Source organism: Halomicronema hongdechloris C2206 (assembly GCF_002075285.3).
Lineage (GTDB): Bacteria > Cyanobacteriota > Cyanobacteriia > Phormidesmidales > Phormidesmidaceae > Halomicronema_B > Halomicronema_B hongdechloris.
This window is the reverse complement of record NZ_CP021983.2, coordinates 3491092-3503020: the sequence shown is the minus strand read 5'-3', so window position 1 is coordinate 3503020 and position 11929 is coordinate 3491092. Positions and strand designations below refer to the sequence as shown.

The following is an 11929-nucleotide window of genomic DNA, read 5'->3' as shown; positions in this document are numbered from 1 at the left end:
ATCCAAGCTACCGTCCCTCACTTAGCTTTACCTGGCTTTTCGTAATAATGAATCCGCTCTAGCAGCCATAGCGCCGTTAGGACGCCGGCAAAATGGGCCGCAATCAGACTAATATTAGCCAACATCACCAGGGCATCCAGAGTCCGCACGATCTTTTCCGGATCGGTAATGGCTACCCCCGGTGGCTGAGATACAGTTTTGCCCACGATTACCCCAATGGATGTGCCTGACCCTAAGATGCCTAGCAAAATACCGCCGCCACCAGTCATAATGCCCAGCCGTAGCAATTGAATCGCATCAGACTTTTTGGGCTGAATCTTTACCTGAGGATCGAGTTGTAGGGCGCGCCCGACCAGCGTGTATCGAGACGTTAGCCCCAACCCCACCACCAACCCAATCAAACTGGCAATGGCCCAGAACATGCCGATGCTATTGCCGGGATTATCGTCTGGACTAAAATTTTGGCCAAAGGTGGCCAGCAGTAGAGACACCACGGCTAAAAACGCCAGACAGACCTGAACAGCTAAGCCAATCCAGCCAAATACGCGAAAGGCTCGGGCAATTTTTTGCAGTACTGACGGGGGTCTAGGGGGTTGGGATTTCGCCAGCATAGGCTCTCCGCATCAACGCATGGTCTGCTTCCAGATTAGCGGCAATGGCAACAGCCAGCATGCCGTCTTTAAGATTCGGAGGATTTCAGCCCTAGCTACAACCGCTGCTCTCCCTATGCCCTGCGGGCAGGCCTCGGCCTGAGCTCGGCCGAACGGCTAATTCCTCTGGAAACATCCATAAGACCCCCCTTAAATTCACCAGCCAGAGCACTCGCCCGAGTCGAACTACCGCCCTAGACCCCGTGGACGGGATGGTCGATCAGCCGTCGTGAATCGCGTCGCATCGGCAGGGAGGCAATGGACCTTTCTGCCTTCTGCCCTCCGTCCTTCCTTCCCCGTGGGTCCTTCCCTGGCCACTTATAACGTCCCTCGCTTAAGGAGATCTCTTGAAACAAAATTACCCATTTTATGGGCTGTTACCCAAGGGCGCAGGCCCTGCGCCCCTCCTCAAGGTATTTTCTTTCCCAGAATTCTCCTAAGTAAAACGACCCACGCTACCTGTTGTCCTTGCCCCTCCACTCTCCACCCTTCACCCTTCACTCTCCACTCCCCCACTCCCCCACTCCCCCACTCCCCCACTTCCCCTGCCCCTTGACGTCTATGAGCATCGTCACAGTCGATGCCGTGGTGCTCATAGACTCCGGGTAGGCCAGCGAGTTGCCGCATCACATAAATTTGGTCGCCCCGGACCATGGAGAAACCTAGTGAGGGTGGTCCGTATCATCGTCGGGAACCGCGTCGCTGTCTGGCTCTGCCTCCTCCAAAATATGTTTCGGCACTTCCGTTGGTATCGACAAATGGATGTCAGGGTCAGCTTCTGGAGGCTGAGATCGGGGGCGGTTCAAGAGGGCTTTTAGGGCCGAAGACTGTTCTGGACTGGTACGAATCTGGATATTCGGGCCGGAACGGGCTAGACGGATGACGATGCCATCTTCTACCGGAACTTGGGTAATGCGCTTGCCCTCAAGGTAGGTGCCATTGGTACCTAGGCTCTTAATCTCCCAGCCGTCCCGGGTACGGTAAATTTCCACATGATGACGTGATACTACGGCACTATACAAAATCACATCATTGTCTGAGGAGCGACCGATGCGAATTACCGGTTCCACCTCAAATGTCCAATGTTGAACCGGTGTTTTATGAAGGGGATGGAGGAGCGATAGGGTGATCACATTACACTCGACTCAACCGTAGGCCGCGATAAGTAGTTTGCAGAGCACCTAGCCATCATAAACGCCTGAGCTAACCAGACACCTGAAAAATGAAGGAAACCTTGTCTCCTTTACCGAGGGCGATTCGATCGCCTGCCCGCAAGCGATGGCGATTACCACTGGGTAGCGGCGCATTATTAATGTAGGTGCCGTTAGAACTACCGACATCCTCAATATAGTAGATGTCTCCCTCGACTCGAATAGAGGCATGCACCCGCGAAACAATTTCTGAATCCTGTAGCCCCGAGACATCGATATCGGGAGGCACGCGATCATTGGGTTTGCCGATACGAATGATGGGTAAATGGGCGGGGAGATCGAATTGGGTATCGGTCTGCACATGTAGCAGTTGGGCCTGGCTCACCTGCAGCTGGGTAGCTCCCACTGGGGCCGATTGGGGAGAGGCAGATGGCTGGGAGGAGACTCCTGGAGAGGGGGTGTCTGCAGAGGTGGAGCTGGACGGCTGCGACAGTGGCTTTGGCGTCACCAGCGGATCGGGGGTCACCAGCTCTGGTAGATCTGGAGTATCGGGATGGGTAGCCTCCAGGGCGGCGGCAGGCTGGCCGGCCCCTTGTAAGCTGGCCCCACATTGACCACAAAAATCAGCATTAGATTGCACCGAGGCCCCACAACTAGGACAGGTGGTTAGGGTCGGCAACGGCGTATAGCAGGCTTCACACTGAACAGCAGCCTCCGGATTGGCATGGCTGCAGTTGGGGCAGACAATCATGACAGATTTTCGATGGTTGCGTTCATGATATAAGACAAGGCAAGCTCACATAGCAGAGCTTAACCAAAGATTTTAAGGTTTTTAGGAAGCTTCCTATTAAATTGGGGTGTAGGTTTGACCCCACTATTCGTAGCAGGGGAGCAAGGGGTGACTCTCCCTAGCGGGGCAATAGGGCCTGACCCGCCCCATGATCTAAGAGCCACCACAGGGACTGGGAGTGAATTAACCGGGACGGGAACATCTGGGCGTCACCTTCCTCGGCAAACACCTGACTGAGGGCATGTTGCTTGTTGGCACCGGCCACGAGAAACAGCACGGTGCGGGCCTGGTTGATCAGGGGAACGGTGAAGGTGATCCGGGGTTGGCCGTCTTTATGGCCGACGGTGACCAGTCGATCTCGGACCTGCAGGGCCTCGGTGTGGGGGAAGAGAGAGGCGGTATGGCCATCGTCACCCATGCCCAGGAAAATCAGATCAAAGGTAGGAACATCGGCGTCAGGGAAAACAGAACGCAGGCTCTGTTCGTACTGGTGGGCATCGGCTGCTGGGTCGCCAGCAGCAGTGGGGACCGGATGAATCTGCTGCGGAGGAATGGGGACCCGCTCTAACCAGGCAGTTTTGGCCATGCCGGCATTGCTGTCGGGGTGATCGATGGGGACGTAGCGCTCATCTCCCCAAAAAATATGCAGGAATGACCAGGGTAGATTGGTCTGGGCTAGGGCTTCGTAGAGGGGCTTGGGGGTGCTGCCGCCGGCCAGGGCCAGGGTACAGCGGCCCCGCTGTGCGATCGCATCTTGGATTAACTGCACCGAGAGAGTGAGTGCCCGTTCAACCAGGGCAGCCTTATCGGGTAGAACTTCAATATGGGGAGCAGTCATAGCAATGGCATTAGGGCAGTATTGACGCTGGCAGCAGCCTAGCTTAGATCCGGTAGCATCGGGGATTGCGTCAGCTTTACTTTGCTGGTCTCACTAGAAATCCAACAAGGCCTCAGCATTTTCATAATAGGTCGACCAATACTGAGGGTCGGGGCGCTGACGCCATTGATTGCGCGACACTTGCAGCGTCAAAATGGGAACCGATAGGCCCTGATTCTCGCCGACCACCATCACAATCACCTCAGTGGTTAGTAGATCGACATCGAAGCTACGCTGGGTGGCCGCCCGAGCCGTGATTTCTGCCCGTTGGATCAGGCTCTCATAGCTCTCACCGAATTCCCGGGTCAGAAACAGGCTGACCCGAGCCGTATAGGCCTGGACAGCCGGGGGCTGGGTTGTCGTGTCCACAGCCCAACCGGTTACCCCCAGCAAGAGCGACAGGGCCAGGGCCGGCAGGGGATGGCGGCAGGGGCGGGATGTCTCTAGGCAGATGGGCGGTGTCATGGCACAATCCTCTCGATAGACTAGCCATCAGGTCTATTCCAAATCCAGGTCGAGAGCGGTTGTGTCCCTCAGATCAACGGTGGCCTGAGACCTGGAGTAGGGGTAACTGGCGGCAACCTGCCAGTTGAGCACCTTAACTCTATACACTGGGCAGAAATCCGTCAATTTCACGACCACATCAACCATTGCGCAATAAGAGGGAATCGGATGGCGAATTATTGGGCCGTTATCGCCGGTATCAACCAATATCAAGCCTTGCAACCGCTACTGTTTGCTCAGTTTGACGCCGAAGAGCTGCACAATGTTTGCCTCGATGAGGCTGGCATGGCTCCGGAGCGGTGTCAGTTCCTCAGTGACATCTCCCCGGCGGTAAAGCCCCAGCGACGCTATCCAGATCGGCAGCAGCTGCAACGGTCCTTGACCCAACTCCTGGAGAGTCCCATCGCCGCGGACGATGTGGTGTGGTGGTTTTTCAGTGGCTATGGAGTGGTTTGGCAAGGGGAAGACTATTTGCTTCCCATCGATGGAGACCCCCGGCAACCAGCCCAGACGGCCATTCCTATAGCCCAGGTGTTTGATACTCTGAAGCAGTTACCCACCCGCCATGGAATTGTGGTGCTCGATATCAACCGCAGTGAGGCGGCTGTGCCTGGCCAGCGCCTTGGCGTCCAAACTGTGGAGCTGGCCGAGAGCTTAGGCATACCATTGCTACTGTCTTGCCAGCCCGAGCAGTTTTCCTACGAGACATTGGCCCTACGCCATGGCCTGTTCACAGCGGCCTTGTTGGAAGGGCTGCGCTATCGGGGTTGCCGCACCCTAAGCCAATTGGCAGAGTATGTGACCAATCACCTGCCAGCATTGAGTCGGCATCATCTGCGACCGGTGCAAAATCCAGTGGCGGTGGTGCCACCGGAGCAGAAATTTTTACTGGTATTACCGGCAGATACTGTCAGCCAGACCCCAGCAGAGAGCTCGGTGTCAGCCCCAGCCCCAACTGCGGCGGCAACGACGGCCCCGGAGCCCACCCCGCCCTCTGGCTCGGAGTTGGTCCCGGTATCTGGGCCTATGGATGCTGAACAGCCGGCGCCGACCCGACTAGCCTGGCTGCGCCCCGGATTAGCTGGGTTAGGATTGCTACTCCTGGGGGCCTTACTGGGGTACACCCCCCAGTGGTTACAGGGGCAAGCCCCAGAGCCAGAGCCGTCGGCCCCGACCAGCAATGGGCCATCAGCAGCTGGCGATGAAGCCCCCCTGGCAGAAACCGCCATGAGCCGCTCCTCCCCGGAGGCGATGCGACCGACACCGGATAACTTAGGCCGCCATCAGGAGGCCCCACCCGCTCTGGATCAGGCCCGCACCCAGTTGCAACCCCTGTCGGCCTCGGCGTTTGTAGATGCCATTAAGACTGCCAGACAAGTCTCTCCAGAAGACCCAGGCTATGAGCAGGCCCAGCAAGATATCCTGCGCTGGAGCCGCATCATTTTGGATTTGGCTGAGGGGCGAGCCGCAACCGGCAATCTCCAGGATGCGATCGCAGCGGCCCAGCTGGTGCCTGCCGATCAACCCACACTGCACCAGATGGCCCAGGAGCGAATTCGATATTGGCAGCACCGCCAGCAGCACCGCCAGATCCTGCAACAGGCCCAGGCCTCACTGCAACCGGGCCAGGCCTCTGCCTTTCAAGCGGCGATTCTGCAGCTGCAGCAGATTCCACCGGCGTCTCCCGAGGGCAAGATTGCCCAAGACCGCATCGATCAGTGGAGTGAAGATATCCTAGTGATTGCTCGGGCCCGAGCCGCCCAGGGACGGTTTGCCGCTGCGATCGCAGCGGCCGAACTGATCCCCGAGGGCACCGCTGCCTACGATCAGGCCCAGCAAGAGCTACAAAATTGGCGCCAGGAACTCTGACCCTTGCCTACGCTCTGTCTGCTGTCTATGCCGTGAATGCCATGCCTATCTCTCGCATCGAACCCGGTCCCGGCCAAGAGTCCGTTTGGGACTACCCCCGTCCTCCTCGCCTGGAACCCTCCTCCCGGCGGGTTCGCGTTGTCTTTAACGATGTCGTCATTGCCGATAGCCAACGCACCCAGCGGGTGCTAGAGACCAGCCATCCGCCGGTGTATTACATTCCCCCCGAAGACGTGCGCCAGGAATACTTCACCCCGACTCGCCGCCGCACAGCCTGCGAGTGGAAAGGGGCCGCCGCCTACTTCACCATTACCGTCGGTGACCGACGAGCCGAGCATGCCGCCTGGTGCTATCCCCAACCCACCCCAGCCTTTCAGGCCATCCAACATTACATCGCCGTCTATCCCAATCAGATGGATGCCTGCTACTTAAACGATGAGCAGGTACAGGCTCAAGCGGGAGACTTCTACGGCGGCTGGATCACTCAAGATATCGTCGGTCCCTTCAAGGGGGGAGCCGGCACCTGGGGGTGGTAAACGAGTGCCCTAAGCCGTCAATTCCTGCTGCACCTGGCGCAGCAACTCCGCCGCCCGTTTTAACCGGGCCTCTAAATAGCCCTTCTGATTCAGCCGCTGCCGCAATTGCTTATGGCGGGCAATGGCCAAAGTCACTACCGCCAGCTCCTCAGGGGGACAAGGCTGACACTGGAGGCGACCATCGGCATCCAGACTACAGAGTTGGTACTGGGTGGTCTGTTGAGACCCGGACGAGGTAGAGACAGATGCAGGCGCTGAGGCCGCTCTAGATTGCTGCGTCGCCTGTCGACAGAGATGCTCTACCTGCTGCTTCACCTGATCCAAGTCGCCGTGGCGCCACATGCTAGGGTCAAGGCCTGGGGCAGCTAGGGGTTGATTAGGGTCGTCTACCGGCGCCAGCCACCCCTCGACAATGGGCCCTTCCATGTAGAGGGCTTGAATCTCTAGCAGGGTTTGCCGCAGTTGTTGATGCCAACCACTGATGGTCTGTTGCAGAGTCTGCATGAGGTCGATCGCCTGAACCGCGTTGGCATCGTGGCGATGGCTACCCAGACTAGGGCGCTTCATCCGCGGCAAGGTCGGTTTCGGCAGTACTCCTGGTTGCACTGGATAGGGCGACACAGCCGTCGATGGCGGTTCCACATCTGGCTTGGGAGCGGTCGTCGCCCTAGGAGCAGAGGCCGGTGGCGTAGTTGCCGCAGATTCAGCGGTCCTGGCAGCTGGACCTGGAAAGTTAGGTAAATCGATGTGGACTTTGGTCATAGGAACCCCTCAGTATAGCCCTGAAGATGCCAGATTACCGTTGATAATAAAGGCTACGGGGGAAATGGCGCCAGTCATCACTGAGATTTGTCCGGGATCTTGCCATCATCCCGTGGTAGCTACTCACGGCTAATAGCCCATGTCTGAGTTCGACGCCATTGTGATCGGGGCCGGTATCGGTGGGCTGGTCACCGCCACCCAGTTGGCCGCCCGGGGAGCCCGAGTACTGGTGCTGTAGAGCGCTATCTGATTCCAGGAGGCAGTGCCGGTTACTTCCAGCGCGGGGGCTACCACTTTGATGTGGGCGCCTCCATGATCTTTGGCCTGGGGCAGCAGGGCACCACGAATCTGCTGACGCGGGCGTTGGCCGCAGTAGGTCAGCATGTGGAGGCTGTGCCGGACCCGGTGCAGATTCACTACCATCTGCCCGGGATCTCGCTGCGGGTGCATCGGGACTATGAGCAATTCCTGGCTGAATTGGGCCGGTGCTTTCCCCAGGAACGCCAGGGCATCCGTCGCTTCTATGACGAATGCTGGCAGGTGTTCCACTGCCTCAATCGCATGGAGTTGCTGTCTCTGGAAGCGCCCCGCTATCTGGCCCGCATGGTCTGGCAGCATCCGGGCTCCTGTCTGGGCCTAGCCCGGCGACTGCCCTTGACGGTGGGTGCGATCGCACGTCGCCATCTGCACGACCCAGAGCTGTTGCGCTTCATCGACATGGAATGCTACTGCTGGTCGGTGGTCCCCGCCGACCGCACCCCGTTGATCAACGCCGGCATGGTCTTCAGCGATCGCCACTATGGCGGCGTCAATTATCCCAAAGGCGGCGTCGGGAGCATTGCCCAGGCCCTAACTCAGGGGCTGATCCAGGTCGGCGGCCAAATCCGCTACCGCAGCCGGGTCACCGAGATTCTCACCGAGGCAGGCCGGGCCGTGGGCGTCCGCACCGCCAGCGGCGAGGTCTATCGAGCCCGGCGGATCATCTCTAACGCCACCCGCTGGGATACCTTCGGCTCCCTGCTGCGCCACCAGCCATTACCCGCTGCCGAACGGCGCTGGCAACGGCGTTATCAAAAATCCCCCAGCTTTCTCAGCCTGCATCTGGGCATCGACGCCGACATACTTCCTGCCAACGTCGACTGCCATCATATCCTGCTAGAGGACTGGCAGGCCATGGCAGCCAGCGGCGGTACCCTGTTTGTGTCGATTCCTACCGGCTTGGATCCCTCCCTGGCCCCGCCCGGTCGCCATATCCTCCATGCCTTTACCCCCAGTTGGTTGAGCCAGTGGCAGGGGCTTGCTCCCAGCGAGTACCAGGTCCAGAAAACCCAAGCCGCTGATGCGCTGATTGCCCGCTTAGAGAGCCTCTTCCCCGGCCTCAGCCAGGCCGTTGAGTTAAAAGAAATCGGCACCCCTCGCAGCCACCGCCGCTTCCTGGGCCGCTGTGACGGCACCTATGGGCCGATTCCCCGGGGCAAACCCTGGGGATTGTTGGGCATGCCCTTTAATCGCACCGCCGTGCCGGGGCTCTATTGCGTCGGCGATAGCACCTTTCCCGGACAGGGGCTCAACGCCGTGGCCTTCTCTGGCTTCGCCTGCGCCCACCGGGTCTTAGCCGATCTGGGATATTTGGTACCCACGAGCCTTTAAGCAAGGGTTCTGCATGGGATTCCAGGGAAGTCAGACGTCGGGGAGATAGGAGCCCGGCGAAGAGCAGGTGCCTCCTCTCTTCCAACCTACTCAATTATCGTGAAAAACCCATGGGGAGGTGATAAGCAAAATGTCGCGATATAAACCACGGCAACCGTCTTAATCCCTAGTACTCGTCGGCGGAAATAGCCCCCCTGTTGGTTCAAGGCAGAAGCCTTGATACGTCGAGAATTCCCCTTCTGCCTTCTGCCTTTCTGTACTAGCCCCCGGCATTCCAGCCAACCAGACCACAGTCTACTAGGCTACTGGTGTCACACTCGAGGCCTGGGCGACACACAGTTAGAGTCGGCGCAGTTCGAAATTGGCTTCTCGGTCACTGAGGTACTGCCTAGGCTCGAATTTCCCCCCTGGCCCAGTCGCTCTCTATGCAACCCAAAGAATTTACCCCCATGCAGGCTCTACGGCGCAGTGTGACCATGGTGGCCCAGGCGGCTCCCATGGAGCTGCGCAACATTGCCCTGCTCAATTTACTCACCGGCACCGGGCCATCGATCTCTCTATTTCTCGGCAAAGTGGTGATCGATGAGGCCTCTGGCATCGCCAACGGGAATGTGGCCAACCCAATCCAGGCTCTCCTAGACAATTCGCTGCTGTTCTGGTGTGTCCTCGTCGCCCTCAGCCTTAACCTCATCGTCGATTCAGTGGATGCCATAGGGACGTCCCTGTTTGCCGCCCTGCGGGACCGGGTCGAGGGCTACTGCAGGGGCCGGGTACTGGAAAAAGTGGCTGGCTTCGACGATATTGCCCTATTTGAGCGGCCCGACCTGCTGAATCTGCTGGAACTGAGTGAGAAAGGCCTGGGCCGCATGCAGCGGCTGGCCTTCATCGTGGCGGCCTTAATCATGGGCCTATTTACCCTGGTGCCATCGGTGCTAGTGTCGGTGTCCATCGCCGGGTGGGTGCCGCTGATGCTGCTGGCCTCCTCGGCTCCCTCGATTCTGGTGGAAATGCGCCATCACCGCAAAAGCTGGCGGGTGGAAGAAACCCAGGCCGGGGCCACTCGCCGCAAGCACATCTATGCCAAGGCCATCACCAGCGAAGACTATGCCAAGGAGGTGCGGCTGTTTTCGATTCAAGATATCTTGCTGCATCGCTGGCAGGGCCTATTCGATCAGACCTTTCGCAGCATGCAGCGGGTGCGCTACGAAGGGGCCTTTGCCGTGGTGATGTGGGCCTTGGTGGGCGGTCTGGGCGTGGCCCTGCCCTATATCTACGTAGTGGTGGGTGTCCTGGGTGGCCAGTTCACCCTGGGAGATTTAGCCCTCTATACCGGCATCATTCTGCAGCTGCGCCGTAGCCTCTATTTGTTGATTGGTAATACCGGCGACATCTACGACGTGGCCCTGGCGACGGCACCGATTTTTCAGCTTCTGGATCTGGAACCGCAGCTGCATACCGGCAGTCAGCGGCTGCGGCCCTTGGCAACAGCACCGGCATCAGAGCCCGGCATCATCGTCGATCAGGTGTCCTTTGCCTATCCGGGAGCCGATAAAGCGACCTTGCACGATATCAGCTTTGCCGTGCGGCCGGGGGAAATGGTGGCCTTGGTGGGGGAAAACGGAGCCGGCAAAACCACCCTGGCTAAGCTCCTCTGTCGGCTCTATGATCCCACAGCCGGGCAGATTCGCTGGCACGGTCAAGATTTGCGGCGGCTATCGCTGCCGGAGTTGCGATCGCACATCGCCGTGGTCATGCAGGACTATGCCCGCTTCCCGGCCACCCTGCGAGAAAACGTGGGCTGGGGCTATCTGCCTAAGCTCAGCGCCGATGGGGCCATTGCCAACAGCCTGCGGGAGGCGGGCATCGACACCCTACTCACGGAGCTAGACCACGGTCTGGACACCCCCCTGGGTAAACAGCTGGAAGACGGCACCGATCTCTCTGGCGGCCAATGGCAACGGGTGGCCATTGCCCGGGCCCTGATGCGCCTGGGGGAGGCCGACCTGCTGGTCTTTGATGAGCCCACCGCCGCCCTGGATCCCAAAAATGAGCAGGAAATCTATGCCATCTTCCGGGCCATTGCCCAAGGGCGCATGGCCGTGGTAGTCAGTCACCGCCTGGCCCTGGCTAAACTGTGCGATCGCATCATCGTCCTAGAGCATGGTCAGATCATCGAACAGGGCAACCACGACCAACTCATGGCCTTGCAAGGCCAGTACCACCTCATGTTCACCCGGCAGGCTAGTAGCTATTTGTAAGCCGGTGGCTACCGGTTCCTAGCCTTGGGGCCGCCTTGGATAAGGCTTAGTAGCAATAGCGTTTAGAGCGGTCGGGGTTACTGTGCTCTTCCCCTTGGCGCATTGCTCCCAACAAAGTCGATACGATCACGCAGCGTTTAGTGCGACCGCCACTGGGGCTGGTGAAAGTCACCCGGCCCAGGCGATAGGTCACGGTGCCATCGTGGTCGAAGCGCACGTAGTAAACACCTTTGCTCTTAGCCAGGGTGGTCTCGTCTAGATCGAGGTCGACCGCCGAGTTCATAGGTTGCCAAGTGGAGACCTGGACTGGGGAGAGACTCCGGGGGTGCATGGCCCATTCCGGGCGGTCGTCTAGCTGGCGAATGCTGAACTGCCATTCGGCCTTATCTTGCATGGCCTGGGTCTGGGTGAGGCGGATGGCCTGATACACTTCGCTGCGGGCATCGTTGAGGCGCTGGGTATCGAGGAACCCTAGCCAGCTGGGGACGACGATACTGGCTAAGGTGCCTAGCATCCCTAGGACCACTAAGGATTCCAGTAGGGTATATCCCCCGGTTTGGCTGAGGTGACCCTGACGAATGGTGGATGCGGAGACGGTAGGTAGCATAATTTAGGCTCCCTGATCGTTACGTGATCAGAGTGCCCGGGCATGCGATCGCATCATCCTCCCCTAGCTAATGCCAAGCCTTATCCTGAACAAGACATCCTATTGGGAGCAGCTCTGCTGGGCATAAAGAATTGTAATTGGCAGTCTGATCGCGATCGATCCGATATGACGGGCCAATTGGCGCCGCAGTCTACGAGGACTCGACGGCGGCAATAGCTACCCCTATTGGTTGAAGGCAGAAGCCTTGATACGTCGAGAATTCCCCTGCTACCTTC

The 11929-nt window shown here is 58.8% G+C and carries 10 protein-coding genes and 2 pseudogenes; 4 read left to right on the top strand and 8 right to left on the bottom strand.

The window, feature by feature from the left end; genetic code table 11:
- Positions 1-17: 17 nt before the first annotated feature.
- The 6 genes and pseudogenes from XM38_RS15915 to XM38_RS15890 form a co-directional block, all read right to left on the bottom strand.
- The gene (locus XM38_RS15915; RefSeq protein ID WP_080813494.1) at positions 18-611 is read right to left on the bottom strand and encodes a DUF3611 family protein; all 594 of its coding nucleotides are present in this window, start codon (positions 609-611) and stop codon (positions 18-20) included.
- Positions 612-1217: 606 nt separating this feature from the next.
- A pseudogene (locus XM38_RS29055) lies at positions 1218-1304 on the bottom strand (lecithin retinol acyltransferase family protein); the annotation flags it as partial.
- Positions 1305-1312: 8 nt separating this feature from the next.
- A complete protein-coding gene (locus XM38_RS15905; protein WP_080813493.1) occupies positions 1313-1783 on the bottom strand; it encodes an FHA domain-containing protein in 471 nt (156 codons plus the stop codon).
- A gap of 70 nt (positions 1784-1853) precedes the next feature.
- Entirely contained in the window at positions 1854-2552 is a 699-nt protein-coding gene (locus XM38_RS15900; RefSeq protein WP_080813491.1) for an FHA domain-containing protein, read from the bottom strand.
- Positions 2553-2709: 157 nt separating this feature from the next.
- Positions 2710-3429, bottom strand: coding sequence for a 6-phosphogluconolactonase (gene pgl, locus XM38_RS15895; RefSeq protein ID WP_088430354.1), 720 nt, complete (start codon positions 3427-3429; stop codon positions 2710-2712).
- Between the two features lie 93 nt (positions 3430-3522).
- Positions 3523-3933: a hypothetical protein gene (locus XM38_RS15890; RefSeq protein WP_080813490.1), complete on the bottom strand. Its 411-nt coding sequence runs from the start codon at positions 3931-3933 to the stop codon at positions 3523-3525.
- A 207-nt stretch (positions 3934-4140) separates the two neighbouring features.
- Here XM38_RS15890 and XM38_RS15885 point away from each other — a divergent pair, with 207 nt between their 5' ends.
- Both XM38_RS15885 and XM38_RS15880 read left to right on the top strand, forming a co-directional pair.
- Positions 4141-5841 (top strand): caspase family protein, encoded by a 1701-nt coding sequence (locus XM38_RS15885; RefSeq protein ID WP_088430351.1) that lies wholly within the window; start codon positions 4141-4143, stop codon positions 5839-5841.
- Positions 5842-5882: 41 nt separating this feature from the next.
- On the top strand, positions 5883-6377 hold the full coding sequence (locus XM38_RS15880) for a DUF427 domain-containing protein (RefSeq protein ID WP_088431719.1): 495 nt from the start codon (positions 5883-5885) through the stop codon (positions 6375-6377).
- A gap of 9 nt (positions 6378-6386) precedes the next feature.
- Here XM38_RS15880 and XM38_RS15875 read toward each other — a convergent pair whose 3' ends face one another.
- Entirely contained in the window at positions 6387-7139 is a 753-nt protein-coding gene (locus XM38_RS15875) for a hypothetical protein (protein WP_137455142.1), read from the bottom strand.
- Positions 7140-7278: 139 nt separating this feature from the next.
- Here XM38_RS15875 and crtH point away from each other — a divergent pair.
- Together crtH and XM38_RS15865 are read left to right on the top strand one after the other, a co-directional pair.
- Positions 7279-8789: pseudogene (gene crtH / locus XM38_RS15870) on the top strand (carotenoid isomerase).
- Between the two features lie 425 nt (positions 8790-9214).
- Positions 9215-11047 carry an ABC transporter ATP-binding protein gene (locus tag XM38_RS15865; protein ID WP_088430347.1) on the top strand — a complete coding sequence of 611 codons (1833 nt, stop codon included), beginning with the start codon at positions 9215-9217 and terminating at the stop codon, positions 11045-11047.
- Between the two features lie 46 nt (positions 11048-11093).
- Here the strand turns inward: XM38_RS15865 and XM38_RS15860 are convergent, their stop codons facing one another.
- Positions 11094-11654, bottom strand: coding sequence for a pilus assembly FimT family protein (locus XM38_RS15860; protein ID WP_080813483.1), 561 nt, complete (start codon positions 11652-11654; stop codon positions 11094-11096).
- Positions 11655-11929 lie beyond the last annotated feature (275 nt).

Coding starts and splice junctions, on each gene's coding strand:
- XM38_RS15915 (WP_080813494.1), bottom strand. CDS start 611: ATGCTGGCGAAATCCCAACCCCCTAGACCCCCGTCAGTACTGCAAAAA.
- XM38_RS15900 (WP_080813491.1), bottom strand. CDS start 2,552: ATGATTGTCTGCCCCAACTGCAGCCATGCCAATCCGGAGGCTGCTGTT.
- pgl (WP_088430354.1), bottom strand. CDS start 3,429: ATGACTGCTCCCCATATTGAAGTTCTACCCGATAAGGCTGCCCTGGTT.
- XM38_RS15890 (WP_080813490.1), bottom strand. CDS start 3,933: ATGACACCGCCCATCTGCCTAGAGACATCCCGCCCCTGCCGCCATCCC.
- XM38_RS15885 (WP_088430351.1), top strand. CDS start 4,141: ATGGCGAATTATTGGGCCGTTATCGCCGGTATCAACCAATATCAAGCC.
- XM38_RS15880 (WP_088431719.1), top strand. CDS start 5,883: ATGCCTATCTCTCGCATCGAACCCGGTCCCGGCCAAGAGTCCGTTTGG.
- XM38_RS15875 (WP_137455142.1), bottom strand. CDS start 7,139: ATGACCAAAGTCCACATCGATTTACCTAACTTTCCAGGTCCAGCTGCC.
- XM38_RS15865 (WP_088430347.1), top strand. CDS start 9,215: ATGCAACCCAAAGAATTTACCCCCATGCAGGCTCTACGGCGCAGTGTG.
- XM38_RS15860 (WP_080813483.1), bottom strand. CDS start 11,654: ATGCTACCTACCGTCTCCGCATCCACCATTCGTCAGGGTCACCTCAGC.